This window comes from Arthrobacter sp. 01T428 (genome assembly GCF_056398685.1).
Map to the genome: position 1 here is coordinate 176,085 of NZ_JBFTPW010000005.1, position 12,370 is coordinate 188,454.

The following is a 12,370-nucleotide window of genomic DNA, read 5'->3' on the forward strand; positions in this document are numbered from 1 at the left end:
TAGTGCCACCAAGCCGGGCTCCGGGGCTTACGCCGTAACGGCCAGCGCGTCGATTTCCACGAGCATGACTTCGTGCGGGAGGTCGACGAACACCGTGGTGCGGCTAGGCAGTTGGCCGCTGGGGACGTTCTCGGTGATGAATTCGCCGTAGACCTCGTTCATGGCGGCGAAGTCGTCGCGGGTGGTGAGGTAGACGCGGAACATGATGACGTCTTCCACTGAGGAGCCGCCGGCTTCGAGGATCGCCTTCACGTTCTCCAGTGTGCGGCGGGTCTGGACTCGGACGTCGCCCTCGCCGATGTACTGGTTGGTGGCGGGATCCATGGGGCCTTGGCCCGAGACCTGGAACAGGCCGCCCTTCTGGATGCCTTGGGAGAATACGTGCGCCGGGGCCGGAGCGTTTTCGGTCAGTACTACAGTCTTTTCACTCATGCGGAGTTCCTTTCGTGGCTGATCCAGCCGAGGTCGCGGGAGATGGCCTCGGTGCTGGCTTTGAGGTCGGGCAGCAGCTCAAGCAGACCTTCATAGCTGAGCATCACCACCGGTACCGAACAAGAGGCTGCGGCCACGACGGCGCCGCTCGCGTCGCGAATGGGGGTCGCGATGCAGTGCACGAAGGATTCGTGCTCGGCGTTGTCATGGGCCCAGCCCTGGACCCTGACCTGCTCCAGTTCGGCCAAAAGGGCCTCCCGCGAGGTCAGGGTGGTGTCGGTAATTCTTGTGTAGTCGAGTCCCGCCGCGATCTTTTCCTGCCGGCTGCGCGGCATGTCGGCAAGCAGGACTTTGGCGACGGCGGCCGAATGCAGGGACGCGGTCAGGCCGATCCGGGAGTACATCCGCACGGGATGGTGCGACTCGAATTTGTCGATGTACACCACGTCATTGCCCTCGAACGCGGCAAGGTGCACGGTGTGCCCGGTCTTTCCGTTCAGCTCAGCCAAGTACGGGTGCGCCACTTTGCGGATGTCCCGCTGCTCCAGGGCGAGCGAGGACAGCTCGAACAGTTTGGATCCAAGCATGAACCGCTGGTCCTCATCGCGGACAACGAATCGCTTTTCCTCCATGGCGTGCAGGAGCCGCATGACGGTTGTCTTGTGTACCGAAGCCTTGGAGGCAAGCTCATCCAGGGTGGCCGGTTTGGCCGCAAGCTCGGCTAGCAGGTCGATGGCCCGCATCAGGCTTTGGCTCATGGTGCTGTGCTCCGATCGTGAAGGCTTCGGTCATGGCTGCTGAAGTGTCCTGCGGCGACGTGGATCGCAGCCCATTCGGCGTCTGTGGAATCGAGGATGGCCGAAAGCAGGGCGGAGCCGGGGAGCGGGCCACGATCGCCATGCACGGTGAGGGTGCAGGCTGCGGCGACGTGACCGCGGCGAAGGCTCGCCTTCTGCCCGAGGCCGAACAGCACGCCGCTGAGGTACCCGGCCGCGAAGGAATCGCCTGCGCCCACCGGCTCAAGCACGTCCACGGACAACGCCGATACTTCGGACCGCGTCCCGTCCCGTTCCAGGGCGATGGCGCTAGTGGCTTCGTTCTTGATGACGACGACGGCGGGATCAGGTATGAGGCGCCGCAGTTCAGTTTCGTCCGTAGTGCCGAAGGCGTGCTCGGCTTCGTCCTTGCCCACCAGCACGATGTCGGCGAGATTGGCCAGGCGGCGCAGTACGGAACGGTCCTGGCCGGCCCAGAGCGCGGCGCGCCAATTGACGTCGAAGCTGATGAGGCGGCCGTGCCTCGGGGCGGCGAGGATGGCCTCGGTCAGCTGAAGGCATTCGGCCGAGATCGCCGCTGTGATGCCGCTCAGGTGGATGAGCGATGCTTCGTTAAGCAAACGCTCGACGGCGGGATTCGCCAGGGTGCCCAGGCTCATCGCTGATGCGGCGGAACCCTGCCGGTAGTACAAAACTGAACTGCCGCCGTCGGGGTCTGTTCCCTGGGCTGGCACCTTGACGTAAAGCCCGGTGGGCCGTCCGGGATCGACCTCGACGCCGGAAACGCCTACTCCGTGGCTGCTGAGTTCCTCCAGGATCCGGATACCGAATCCGTCCTTGCCCACCCGGCCTACCCAGTGGGAGTCCAGGCCCATGGCAGCCAGGCCCATGGCAACGTTCGATTCCGCGCCGCCGATGCCGCAGTGCAGCTCCGTGGCTTGGTGCAGCGGGACGGGCTTCACCGGGGTGAGCATGGCCATCGTCTCGCCCACACATACAGCTGAAAGCATGAAACTCGCGCGCTCCCTCTGCCGCTTCCAGCGGCACTCGACACCCAATGAAGAAGGGATTTCCGTGGCCTGGTCAGGGAGTGCCGGGCCACGCCGCGGCCTTGACTCCCAATCCTGCACCATGTTAGACATATCACCAACAGCTTTGCAACCTGCGTTGCAAAATACGCAACGCACCGGGTTTGCGAGCAGAATGCGCACAGTGAATTGCGCACAGTGAAGTTGCGCATCGTGAAGGGATCGAACTGGTGAACACTTCCACGTCCGGGGCCGGAGCAGAGGCCGGGGCAATTGCGGCGGACGCCGTGGGCCGCCTGGCGGATGTCCGGCTCGACTGGCGGCACAAAGCCGTGCCCGCCACAGCCAACGGCACCAGCCACCGCGAGTTCCTCTCCACCCACCCGAAACTCAAGGACCTCCAGACACCGTTGTTGACGCTTGATGCCGGGGCGATGCGCGGCAATGCCGATCGGCTGGCTTCGTGGTGCGCGGAGCATGGCGTCTTGCTGGCTCCGCATGGAAAGACCACCATGGCGCCACAGCTCTGGGCCGAACAGCTGAGCCGCGGCGCCTGGGGGATCACCGTGGCGAACTTCGCCCAGCTCCGCGTGGCCCGCGCGTTCGGCGTGCGGCGCCTGCAACTGGCCAACAGCCTGAGCGATCCGCACGCGATCGAATGGGTCGCCAAGACCGCGAGTCCGGACCAGCCGATCCTGTCCTGGGTGGACTCCACCGTTACCGTGCAGGTTATTGGCCGCACCTTGGAAGCCGTTGGAAGCAACGCCGTCCTGGATGTCCTCGTTGAGCTCGGCGGGATCGGCGGCCGCACCGGGGCACGAGGCGTGGAGGCTGCACTCGACGTCGCCCGCGCCGTCAGTGCCTCCCCGCACCTGCGGCTCGTGGGGGTGAGCGGCTACGAAGGATCGTTGGCCCACACGGCCGACGCCGGCAGTCTTGCCGCCGTCCGCGGCTACTTGGGCCAGATGGGTGAGCTGCATAAGCGGCTCCTCGTGGAGGGTCTCTACGGATCGGACGCCGTCATTCTCACCGCAGGCGGCAGCGCCTACTTCGACGACGTCGTCGACGTCCTTTCGCCCTACGCCACCGCTGGCTCCGAGGCAAGCCCCCGGGTGGAACTCATGATCCGCAGCGGCGCCTACATCATCCACGACGACGGCTTCTACCGGGGCATCTCGCCGTTTTCCCGCGACGGCGGCCAGCCGCTCATGGCAGCTATGCACGGCTGGGCGCGCGTCGTGTCCCAGCCCGAACCCGGCCTCGCCATCCTCGACGCCGGCAAACGGGACTTGCCCGTTGACGAAGGCCTGCCGCGTCCACAGCTGATCGGGCCCGCGCTCGGTGGTCCCATGCTGCCCCTCGGCGGTGCCGAGATCACGGCCGTCAACGACCAGCACTGCTTCATGACCTTCGACGCCCGCACCACCACCGTGCGGCCCGGCGACGTCGTGCGCCTCGGACTTTCGCATCCGTGCACAGCCTTTGACAAGTGGACCCTCATCCCAGTGCTGGCGGACACCGACGGTGACCAAACCGTCGTGGACCTCATCCATACCTTCTTCTAGGACCCTCGCCATGAAGACCCTCATCAGCAACGCCATCCTGGTGGACGGAACCGGGATGGACCGCCGCACCGCGGACGTCCTGCTGGACGGCGAGGTGATCGCCGTCGTCGCCGACGCCGGATCCCTCACCGCAAGCGGAACCGGCGCCGAGCGGACTATCGACGCCACGGGACTCGTCCTGAGCCCCGGCTTCATCGACATGCACGCCCATTCGGACCTGCAGCTGCTGGTCAACAAAGACCACTACGCCAAGCTCAGCCAAGGCGTCACCACCGAACTGTTGGGCCAGGACGGGCTGTCCTACGCTCCGGTGGACGACGCCACGCTTGCCGGAGTCCGCGAGAAGATCGCCGGCTGGAACGACAACCCGCAGGATTTCGACTGGGATTGGCGAACCGTGGGCGAGTACCTGGACCGCCTCGACGCGGAAGACGACCGGGGCCGGATCGCCACCAACGCCGCCTACCTCGTGCCGCAGGGAACCGTACGGGCCCTCGTGATGGGCTTCGCCGAAGGGGACCCGACACCTGAGCAGCAGGAGCGGATGCAGGACTTGGTCCGCACCGCCATGGAGGAAGGCGCCGTAGGGATGTCCTCCGGACTGACCTACACCCCCGGAATGTACGCCCGCACGGAGGAACTGGCAGGACTATGCCGGACCGTGGGGGAGCTGGGTGGTTTCTACGCCCCGCACCACCGCTCCTACGGAAAGGGCGCGCTCGGCGCCTACGCTGAGATGATCGGACTGAGCAGGGACACCGGCTGCGCGCTGCACCTTTCCCACGCCACCATGAACTTCGCCGAAAACAAGGGCAGGGCGGGCGAGCTTCTTGAACTCATCGACGCAGCGCTCGACGACGGCGCCGACATCACGCTCGACACCTATCCCTACCTCCCCGGAGCCACCACGCTCGCGGCCATCTTGCCCAGCTGGTCATCCTCCGGCGGCACCGAGGCCACACTCGCGCGCTTGGCTGACCCGGCTACGCTAGCGAGGATCCGCGAAAGCGTGGAGATCTACGGCTCCGACGGCTGCCATGGCGTGGTTGCCGAGTGGCACACCCTGGAGATCAGCGGCGTCCAGAACCCGGCACTCGCCGGCCATGTGGGCAAGACCATCGCCGCAATCGCGGCCGAAACCAACGCTGAACCCTTCAACGTGTTCGTTCGGATCCTCCAAGAGGACCGCTTGGGCACCGGCATCCTGCAGCACGTCGGACACGAGGAAAACGTGCAGGCCATCATGGTCCATCGCACGCACACCGGCGGCAGCGACGGCCTCTTGGTCGGAGCCAAGCCGCACCCGCGTGCCTGGGGAACCTTTCCCCGCTACCTGGGCCATTACAGCCGCGACCTGGGCTTGCTGACCCTGGAAGAAATGGTCCACCACTTGAGCGGCCGCCCCGCCAAGCGGCTCAAGCTCGACCGCCGCGGGCTCGTCCGCGAAGGCTACGCGGCCGACGTCGTCCTCTTCGATCCGCGCACCGTCCGTGACGAAGCCACCTTTGAAAACCCCCGCAAGCCAGCCACTGGCATCCATTACGTGTTCGTCAACGGGACGGCAGCGATCGACGGCGGGAAGCCCACCGGCGCCCGTGCCGGCCGCGCCCTGCGCCGCAGCCCCGACGGACGCACCCGAGCAGGAAGTACGGAATCGCATGACTCCTGAAGAATTCGTCGAACAGCTTGAAGCCGACCGCACCCTCGCCGTCGTCCGTGCGCCATTTATCCCCGACGCCGCCGAGCTGTGCCACGCACTGGCCGGCGCCGGCATCCGCAGCGTCGAACTGACGTTCACCACCCCGGACGTGCTGAAGCATGTGCGGCGGGCGGCGGACACCGCCGCGAAGCACGGCGCCGCCGTCGGAATCGGTACCGTGATGACGGCCGAGCAGGCAAAGGCAGCAATCGACGCCGGTGCCCGGTTCCTGGTGACTCCCGGCCTCCGCCCCGAGGTTGCGGCGGTGGCTGCGGCCGCCGGTATTCCCTTCAGTTTGGGCGCCATGACACCCACGGAGGTGGCGCAGGCCCTTGACCTCGGTTCCGCGGCAGTCAAGATCTTCCCGGCCAGGCAGCTCGGCCCGGCCTACCTCAAGGATCTCCAGGGTCCCTACCCTGGCATCCGGCTTCTGCCCTCCGGCGGGATCGACGCCTCGAACGCCAAGAGCTATCTCGACGCCGGCGCCGCAGCGGTCTGCTGTGGAACCAGCGTGGTCCCTCCCTCCGCCGTGGCCGCAGGCGACTGGGCTGACATTTCGGCCAGGGCCGCCGCCTTCACCGCCACCCTCGCGTAGGAATCCCCAGAAAGTGACCTCCATGAATGAATTCCTGAACTGGCTGCGGCACGATACCGCCGGCCTGCTTCTCCTGGCAGGGGCCGGCATTGCCCTCCTGTTGTTTCTCATCATCAAAGTCAAGGTAGAACCGTTCATTGCCTTGGTGGGTACCAGCGTGCTCGTCGCGCTGGCGGGCGGCGTGAGCATCGATGCCCTCGTCGGCTCGCCGATCAAGAGCGGTGACGCACTCATCGAGAAGGGCTTCGCCGGGATCCTCGGACACATCACGTTGATCATCGGCCTGGGCACCGTCCTTGGCGCTATCCTGGAACGTTCCGGTGGTGCGGAGGTCCTGCTGGGCAGGCTCGTGAAGATCTTCGGCGAAAAGGGAACGCCGCTGGCCATGGGCGTCACCGGTTTTGTCCTCGGCATTCCGGTCTTCTTCGACATCGGTATTTTCGTGCTCGCACCCCTCGTCTACGTGGCGGCGGTACGCGGCGGGAAATCCCTGATTCTGTATGCCTTGCCGCTCCTCGCCGGCCTCTCGGTGACCCACGCCTTCCTGCCACCGCACCCGGGTCCCGTGGCAGCGGCTGGCCTGTTCCACGTTGAACTTGGCTGGATCATCATCATGGGCCTCGCCTGCGGTATCCCCGCTTGGTTCGCTTCCGGCATTCTCTGGGGCCAGTGGATCGGCAAGCGCGTGCAAGTGTCCGTTCCGGAGGACCGCGTGATCCCGGAGGCAGAGGAAGCCGTTGGCCACGAGCCGCCTATGAGCGTCGTTGCCCTTGCCATCGGCCTGCCGATGCTCCTGATCCTTGGCGCCACCTTCGGCAATGTCTTCCTGCCCGCCGGTGGTTTCCGCGATGCGCTCGTGTTCTTCGGCAACCCGGCCATTGCGCTCACCGTTGCCGTTGCACTCTCCATGTGGCTCCTGGGCACGCGCCGGGGCATGAGCGCCAAGGACCTCTCCGAACTGAGCTCGGCCTCGCTGAAGCCGGTCGGCATGATCCTGCTTGTTGTTGGAGCCGGCGCATTCTTCGGCGCCGTGCTCTCGGCAACCGGGGTTGGCAACGCGGTGGCGGACACTTTGGCCAAGGCCGGGCTTCCGGTGATCGTGTCCGCTTACGTGATTGCCTGCGGCATGCGCCTCGCCCAGGGCTCGGCCACGGTCGCGATCGTGACCACCGGCGGCATCCTGGCCCCGGCGCTCACGGCCGGGCACTATTCGCAGCCGCAATTGGCCCTGATTGTCATGGCCATCTCCTCCGGCTCCATCATCGCCAGCCACGTGAACGACGGCGGATTCTGGATCATCTCCAAGTACTTCAACATGTCAGTCAAGGACACCCTGAAGACGTGGACGGTGCTGGAGACCGTGCTCTCGGTAGTGGGCTTCGGCATGGCGGCGCTGCTGTACCAGTTCGTCTAAACGCTGAGCGACACGGAAAATCCCTGGCGCCTCCGGAATTCCGGGGGCGCCAGGGATTTTGCGTGTCGCGAGGCTTAAACAAAGAGCTCCGGAGTGCGTTATTGGGGGATACGCACTCCGGAGCGGACTTTGGAGCAGGTTCTTGGGGGTTCCTGCTGACAAATAGCTTACGTGCCCCAACAGCACTCCGCTACCAATCTGAATAACTACTTTCACTTTACTTTTTCCGGTCCCGGGTTCACGGCGAAATCCGGCGTTTGATCGGGGTACTCGGCCCCTTGTAGTGCACCCGGCGCGGGCCTAGCGTTAACTTGCACAGGAAGGGGTGGTCCACGTGGAGATCTTCATGTGGTGGCTGGACATAGACCTTAAGAGCAAGGAATGGCTGCGCGAAAACCTTCGTGCCACTGAGCTTCCACTGGAAGTTCTGCAACGGATTGCGGATGTCGGAGGTCCGCGCCTTGAAGAGCTGGCCGGCGGGCTGAGCGACGCCGACTGGGACTTCATTGAGACGCAGTCCGAGTTCGTGGACTGAGGCGCTTTCCTAGACCGGTTCATAAAACCGTTGCGGCTCCCGCGCCGGGATGGTTGCATGGGGTGCATGGCTACCGCAGAGAGTTATGTCTTGGCGATCGGGACCAAAAAAGGACTGTGGCTGGCGCGCAGCTCAGACCGCAAGGAATGGTCCTTTTCCGGTCCGCACTTCCTCATGAGCGAGATCCCCAGCATCGGGATCGATACGCGCGGGGACAAGCCCCGGATCATGGTGGGCGTGCGCTCCGAACACTGGGGTCCCACCGTGGCCCACTCCGATGACCTGGGCGCCACATGGACCGAGCCCGAACAAGGCGCCATCAAATTCCCGGACGGCACGGATGCCGCTCTGGAACGGATCTGGCAGATCTACCCGGACTCCGCATCCCGGCCCGGCGTGGTCTGGGCAGGTTGCGAACCGATCTCTGTCTGGAAATCGACCGACGGCGGAGAACACTTCGAGTTGAACCGCGGCCTCTGGGACCACCCGCATCGCAGCGAGTGGGGCGCGGGTTACGGTGGCGCTGCCGCCCACTCGATCGTGGTCAATCCTTCCGGGGAGAACGTCCATGTCGCCATGAGCACGGGCGGCGTCTACCGATCGCTCGACGGCGGAACCTCCTGGGAGGCCCGCAACAAGGGGATCTCGGCCTACTTCATGCCCGATCCCAATCCCGAGTTCGGCCAGTGCGTCCACAAGATCGCCGCGGATGCCGCCGTCGAAGGCCGGTTGTATGCGCAGAACCACCACGGCGTGTACCGCACGGACGACAACGGCGAGAACTGGGTTTCAATCGCCGACGGCCTTCCGGCTGATTTCGGCTTCGTGATGCTCACCCACCCCCGCCGCGAAGGGACCGCCTGGGTGATCCCGATCAAGGCCGATAGTGAGCGGATTCCGCCGGACGGCCATCTCGCGGTGCACCGCACGGACGACGCCGGGAATACCTGGAAGCGTTTGGATGTGGGTCTCCCGGACCATGAATACAACGCCGTGCTCCGTGACGCAGCCGCGGTGGATTCTGCTGAACCTGCCGGGGTGTACTTCGGAACACGCGGCGGTTCGGTCTACGTTAGCGCTGATGAGGGCGAGTCCTTTATCGAAGTCGCCTCGCATCTACCTGATGTTTTGTGTGTCCGGGCTGCAGTTGTCTCCGGCGTCGTCTCCGCAGATGTAGCCGACGAATTGGCCGCTGCCGCCGCAGCATCCAGCCTGCCGGCCTAGGACGGACCTTGCCCGATATTACGGTGGTTTTGCCCAGTGTTCTCCAGCCCCTCGCCGGCGGGCAGTCCTACCTGACTACGCCCGCCGACGGAGCTGTGACCGTGGAAAGCTTGCTTGATGCTGTGACCGGGGACTACCCGGTGCTGGCCCGGAGGATCCGGGATGAAACCGGTTCGCTCCGCCGCTACGTGAATATTTACGTGAACGGCGAGGAGGTCCGGCGTCTGAAGGGTCTGGATACTGAGGTAGCTGCCGGCCAGGAGGTCTTGATCATCCAGTCCGTGGCTGGCGGCTGAGTGGTTCGGGGCCAGGTCAGGCCACTCGCCAGACTGTGCATTCGTCGGTATTGATGGCCTTGCGCAGGCCCGTCAGCTGATCCATGATCCAAACGACGCCGATGCCCGGGGCCGTTTCCTGGACGCTGCCCCTGCGGATGACAACGTCATCGTAGGAGGGTCCGACGGAGAGGCGGGCTTCGATCTGGTCGCCGCGGTGCAGCTGGTCAAGCGCGCGGATTCTTGTGGGGTGGGTTGATACTTCCTTCAACATGGTGGCCTCCCTGGCTGGAGCTGCCAGCATTTGCCGGCTATTCCAGTGTGGCGGGCCAATGTTGCGGTGTGGTTTCGTGCGGGTTAGCCGTGGGTAAGACTTCCGGGACAAAGAAAATCCGTGGTTCCACACGGGCCCAGAGGGCGGCCGGTGTGGAACCACGGATTTGTTTGGAGGGAGCATCCTACTTCAGGCCGAGCTCCGCCGTCGGGGTCTTGAAGGATTCGCGGGCGGTCATCGCGGAGACCGCCGCGATGACGCAGATGACGCCGGTGAAGATGCTGATCTGGACCCAGCCGCCGGCCTTGGTGCCGCCCATTGCCGTCACGATGGTCGGGGCGAACCCTGCCATGAGGAAGCCGATCTGGGTGCCGATGGCCAAGCCTGAGAAGCGGACCTTGGTGCTGAACATTTCGCCGTAGAAGGAGGGCCACACTGCGTTTGCGGCGGCGTATCCGAGGGAGAAGTACACCACGGAGACCAGGAACATGAGCGGCACGTTTCCGGATTCGAGCGTCAAAAGGAACACCGGCGTCATGATGGCGCTGGCTACGGCGCCGTAGATGAAGACGGGCTTGCGGCCGATCCGGTCAGCCATCCGGCCGAAGACCGGCTGGGTGCCAAGCGCGACGACGTTTGCCGCCACGACGAGCCACAGGGTGATGGTGCTGTTCACGTGGGCCACGTCCTTGGCGTAGGCAATGGCCAAGGTTCCGAAGACCGTGCTCACCGCCGAGATGAAGGCGCAGCAGATAACGCGCAGGACGTCGGCCCAGTGCAGCCGCAGAAGGTCGGCCACGGGAAGCTTGGCGATCTGGTTGTTCTTCTTGGCCTCGGCGAACGCCGGTGGTTCGTGCAGGGTGCGGCGGATGAAGAACGCTACCAGGACCACCACGGCGCTGAGCCAGAACGGGATCCGCCAGCCGATGCCGTACTTGACCTCGTCCGGGAGGGCGACGACGGGGATGAAGACCAAGGCTGCGAGGATCTGGCCGCCCTGGGTTCCGGTAAGGGTCCAGGAGGTAAAGAAGGAGCGGCGGTTGTCCGGCGCGTGTTCCAGCGTCATGGATGAAGCGCCGGCTTGTTCACCGGCGGCCGAGAGGCCCTGGCAGAGCCGTGCGAAGACCAGCAGCGCCGGAGCCCACCAACCGATGGACTTGAAATCGGGGAGGCAGCCGATGATGAACGTCGCACCGCCCATGAGCACCAGGGTAAACATCAGCACGCGCTGGCGGCCGATGCGGTCGCCGAAGTGCCCCAGGATGATGGCTCCAACGGGCCGTGCTACGTAGGCGAAGCCGAACGTCGCGAAGGACATAATGGCTGCGTTGGCGTCGGCGCTGGGGAAGAAGACGTGCGGGAAAATCAGGGCCGCGGCCGAACCGAAGATGAAGAAGTCGTAGTACTCGACGGCGCTACCGAGGAAGCTGGCGAGGGCGGCCTTCTTCGGCGTTCCTGCCGTGGCAGTGCCCGGCGTCGTAGACGGGATCGTGTGACTCATGGTGTTCCTTTTGTGTGACGGCGATGTCGCATCTGGCTGAAATGTGCGTACCTGGAACGTCGTTGTGGGTCCGGCAGCGGCCTCACACTGTAGCCACATTGTGAGAGCTACTTGTGCGATATAGCAATAATGACTGTGAGCGCAGTCACTTGTCAAGATATTTACTCACCATCTAGATATAGCTCTCACGATGTGGCAATCTTTAGGTATGGATGTGAAGGAAGACACAAAAACCGACATGATCGGCAAGGCCCTGGGCCTCCTGGTATTGCTGGGTAATGAGCCGAAGGGGGCCAGCGCCTCGGAGCTCGCCCGCCAGGCTGAGCTGCCCTTCAGTACCACCTACAGGCTGCTCGGATCCCTGACCCGCGACGGATTCGTTGACTACGAGGCCGACGGCCGCCGCTACCACCTGGGGCTTCGCGTCTTCCAGCTGGGCCAGCGGGTGTCCAATCACCACGGCTTTGCGGGTACCGCGCGGCCCATCCTGCAGCGCGTCACGGAGGGGACCGGTGAGGCCACTATCCTCTCGGTCAGGGATGGCCACCACCACCTCACGGTCAACAAGGTGGACGGTCCCCAGATGTTCCGGGTCACGAGTGATCCGGGGCATCTTGGAATGCTGCACACCACGGCCGTGGGCAAGGCGCTAGTTGCCTTCGCGGACGACGACGAGCGGAAGCAGTTGGTGGAAGAGCTCGGACTGGAGCCGCTGACGGAGTTCTCCATTACCGACCGCGACGCTTTCCGCCTGGAAATCGAGAAGGTCCGGCGCCAGGGCTACGCGATCATGGACGAGGAAAACGAGGTGGGCATGCGCGCCGTCGCCGTCCCGGTCCTCAATTCCCAGGGCGTTGCGTTCGCCTCGCTTGCCACCGCCGTCCCTGTCTTCCGAATGAGCGTGGAGCAGCTGGTGGCGGTGGTCCCCTTGCTGAAGAGCGCGGCGTCAGAGCTTGCCGACCGCCTGCCGCAGCGATGACGGCGCGTTAATAGCTATCACTTTTGTTCGCGATAAGAACACTAGTGCAAGATGTGAACATTTTGTGTAGTCT

Annotated in this window: 13 protein-coding genes; 8 read left to right on the top strand and 5 right to left on the bottom strand. The window is 64.6% G+C overall.

Translation table 11 applies throughout. From position 1 onward, the window contains the following. Positions 1-27 precede the first annotated feature (27 nt). The 3 genes from AC1DJB_RS08515 to AC1DJB_RS08525 are packed head-to-tail and all read right to left on the bottom strand — an operon-like array spanning position 28 to position 2,218. Positions 28-432, bottom strand: a complete 405-nt coding sequence (locus AC1DJB_RS08515) for a RidA family protein (protein WP_059388814.1) — start codon at positions 430-432, stop codon at positions 28-30. After that, positions 429-1,190, bottom strand: coding sequence for an IclR family transcriptional regulator (locus AC1DJB_RS08520; RefSeq protein WP_441437812.1), 762 nt, complete (start codon positions 1,188-1,190; stop codon positions 429-431). Before AC1DJB_RS08520 ends, AC1DJB_RS08515 begins: the two co-directional genes overlap by 4 nt. Next, positions 1,187-2,218, bottom strand: coding sequence for a sugar kinase (locus tag AC1DJB_RS08525; protein ID WP_441432853.1), 1,032 nt, complete (start codon positions 2,216-2,218; stop codon positions 1,187-1,189). The genes AC1DJB_RS08520 and AC1DJB_RS08525 overlap by 4 nt, the downstream gene beginning before the upstream one ends. A 248-nt stretch (positions 2,219-2,466) precedes the next feature. On the opposite strand from AC1DJB_RS08525, the gene AC1DJB_RS08530 reads away from it, so the two are divergent. The 7 genes from AC1DJB_RS08530 to AC1DJB_RS08560 all read left to right on the top strand — a co-directional run bounded on the left by AC1DJB_RS08530 (position 2,467) and on the right by AC1DJB_RS08560 (position 9,564). Continuing rightward, positions 2,467-3,801 carry a type III PLP-dependent enzyme domain-containing protein gene (locus AC1DJB_RS08530; protein ID WP_441432854.1) on the top strand — a complete coding sequence of 445 codons (1,335 nt, stop codon included), beginning with the start codon at positions 2,467-2,469 and terminating at the stop codon, positions 3,799-3,801. Positions 3,802-3,811: 10 nt separating this feature from the next. Continuing rightward, the gene (locus tag AC1DJB_RS08535) at positions 3,812-5,470 is read left to right on the top strand and encodes an N-acyl-D-amino-acid deacylase family protein (RefSeq protein ID WP_441432855.1); all 1,659 of its coding nucleotides are present in this window, start codon (positions 3,812-3,814) and stop codon (positions 5,468-5,470) included. Continuing rightward, entirely contained in the window at positions 5,460-6,095 is a 636-nt protein-coding gene (locus AC1DJB_RS08540) for a bifunctional 4-hydroxy-2-oxoglutarate aldolase/2-dehydro-3-deoxy-phosphogluconate aldolase (RefSeq protein ID WP_332603030.1), read from the top strand. Before AC1DJB_RS08535 ends, AC1DJB_RS08540 begins: the two co-directional genes overlap by 11 nt. 22 nt (positions 6,096-6,117) lie before the next feature. Further along, on the top strand, positions 6,118-7,509 hold the full coding sequence (locus tag AC1DJB_RS08545) for a GntP family permease (RefSeq protein ID WP_284988504.1): 1,392 nt from the start codon (positions 6,118-6,120) through the stop codon (positions 7,507-7,509). Between the two features lie 334 nt (positions 7,510-7,843). Next, the gene (locus AC1DJB_RS08550; protein WP_059388808.1) at positions 7,844-8,044 is read left to right on the top strand and encodes a hypothetical protein; all 201 of its coding nucleotides are present in this window, start codon (positions 7,844-7,846) and stop codon (positions 8,042-8,044) included. A 57-nt stretch (positions 8,045-8,101) separates the two neighbouring features. Then, positions 8,102-9,268 (top strand): WD40/YVTN/BNR-like repeat-containing protein, encoded by a 1,167-nt coding sequence (locus AC1DJB_RS08555; protein ID WP_306964653.1) that lies wholly within the window; start codon positions 8,102-8,104, stop codon positions 9,266-9,268. An 8-nt stretch (positions 9,269-9,276) separates the two neighbouring features. Continuing rightward, positions 9,277-9,564, top strand: a complete 288-nt coding sequence (locus AC1DJB_RS08560; protein WP_059388806.1) for a MoaD/ThiS family protein — start codon at positions 9,277-9,279, stop codon at positions 9,562-9,564. Positions 9,565-9,580: 16 nt separating this feature from the next. On the opposite strand, the gene AC1DJB_RS08565 is transcribed toward AC1DJB_RS08560, so the two are convergent. Both AC1DJB_RS08565 and AC1DJB_RS08570 read right to left on the bottom strand, forming a co-directional pair. Then, complete coding sequence (locus AC1DJB_RS08565) at positions 9,581-9,817, bottom strand: hypothetical protein (RefSeq protein ID WP_059388807.1); 237 nt, start codon at positions 9,815-9,817, stop codon at positions 9,581-9,583. Positions 9,818-10,001: 184 nt separating this feature from the next. After that, a complete protein-coding gene (locus tag AC1DJB_RS08570; RefSeq protein ID WP_284988502.1) occupies positions 10,002-11,318 on the bottom strand; it encodes an MFS transporter in 1,317 nt (438 codons plus the stop codon). Positions 11,319-11,526: 208 nt separating this feature from the next. Here AC1DJB_RS08570 and AC1DJB_RS08575 point away from each other — a divergent pair, with 208 nt between their 5' ends. After that, complete coding sequence (locus tag AC1DJB_RS08575; protein WP_441433822.1) at positions 11,527-12,297, top strand: IclR family transcriptional regulator; 771 nt, start codon at positions 11,527-11,529, stop codon at positions 12,295-12,297. Positions 12,298-12,370 lie beyond the last annotated feature (73 nt).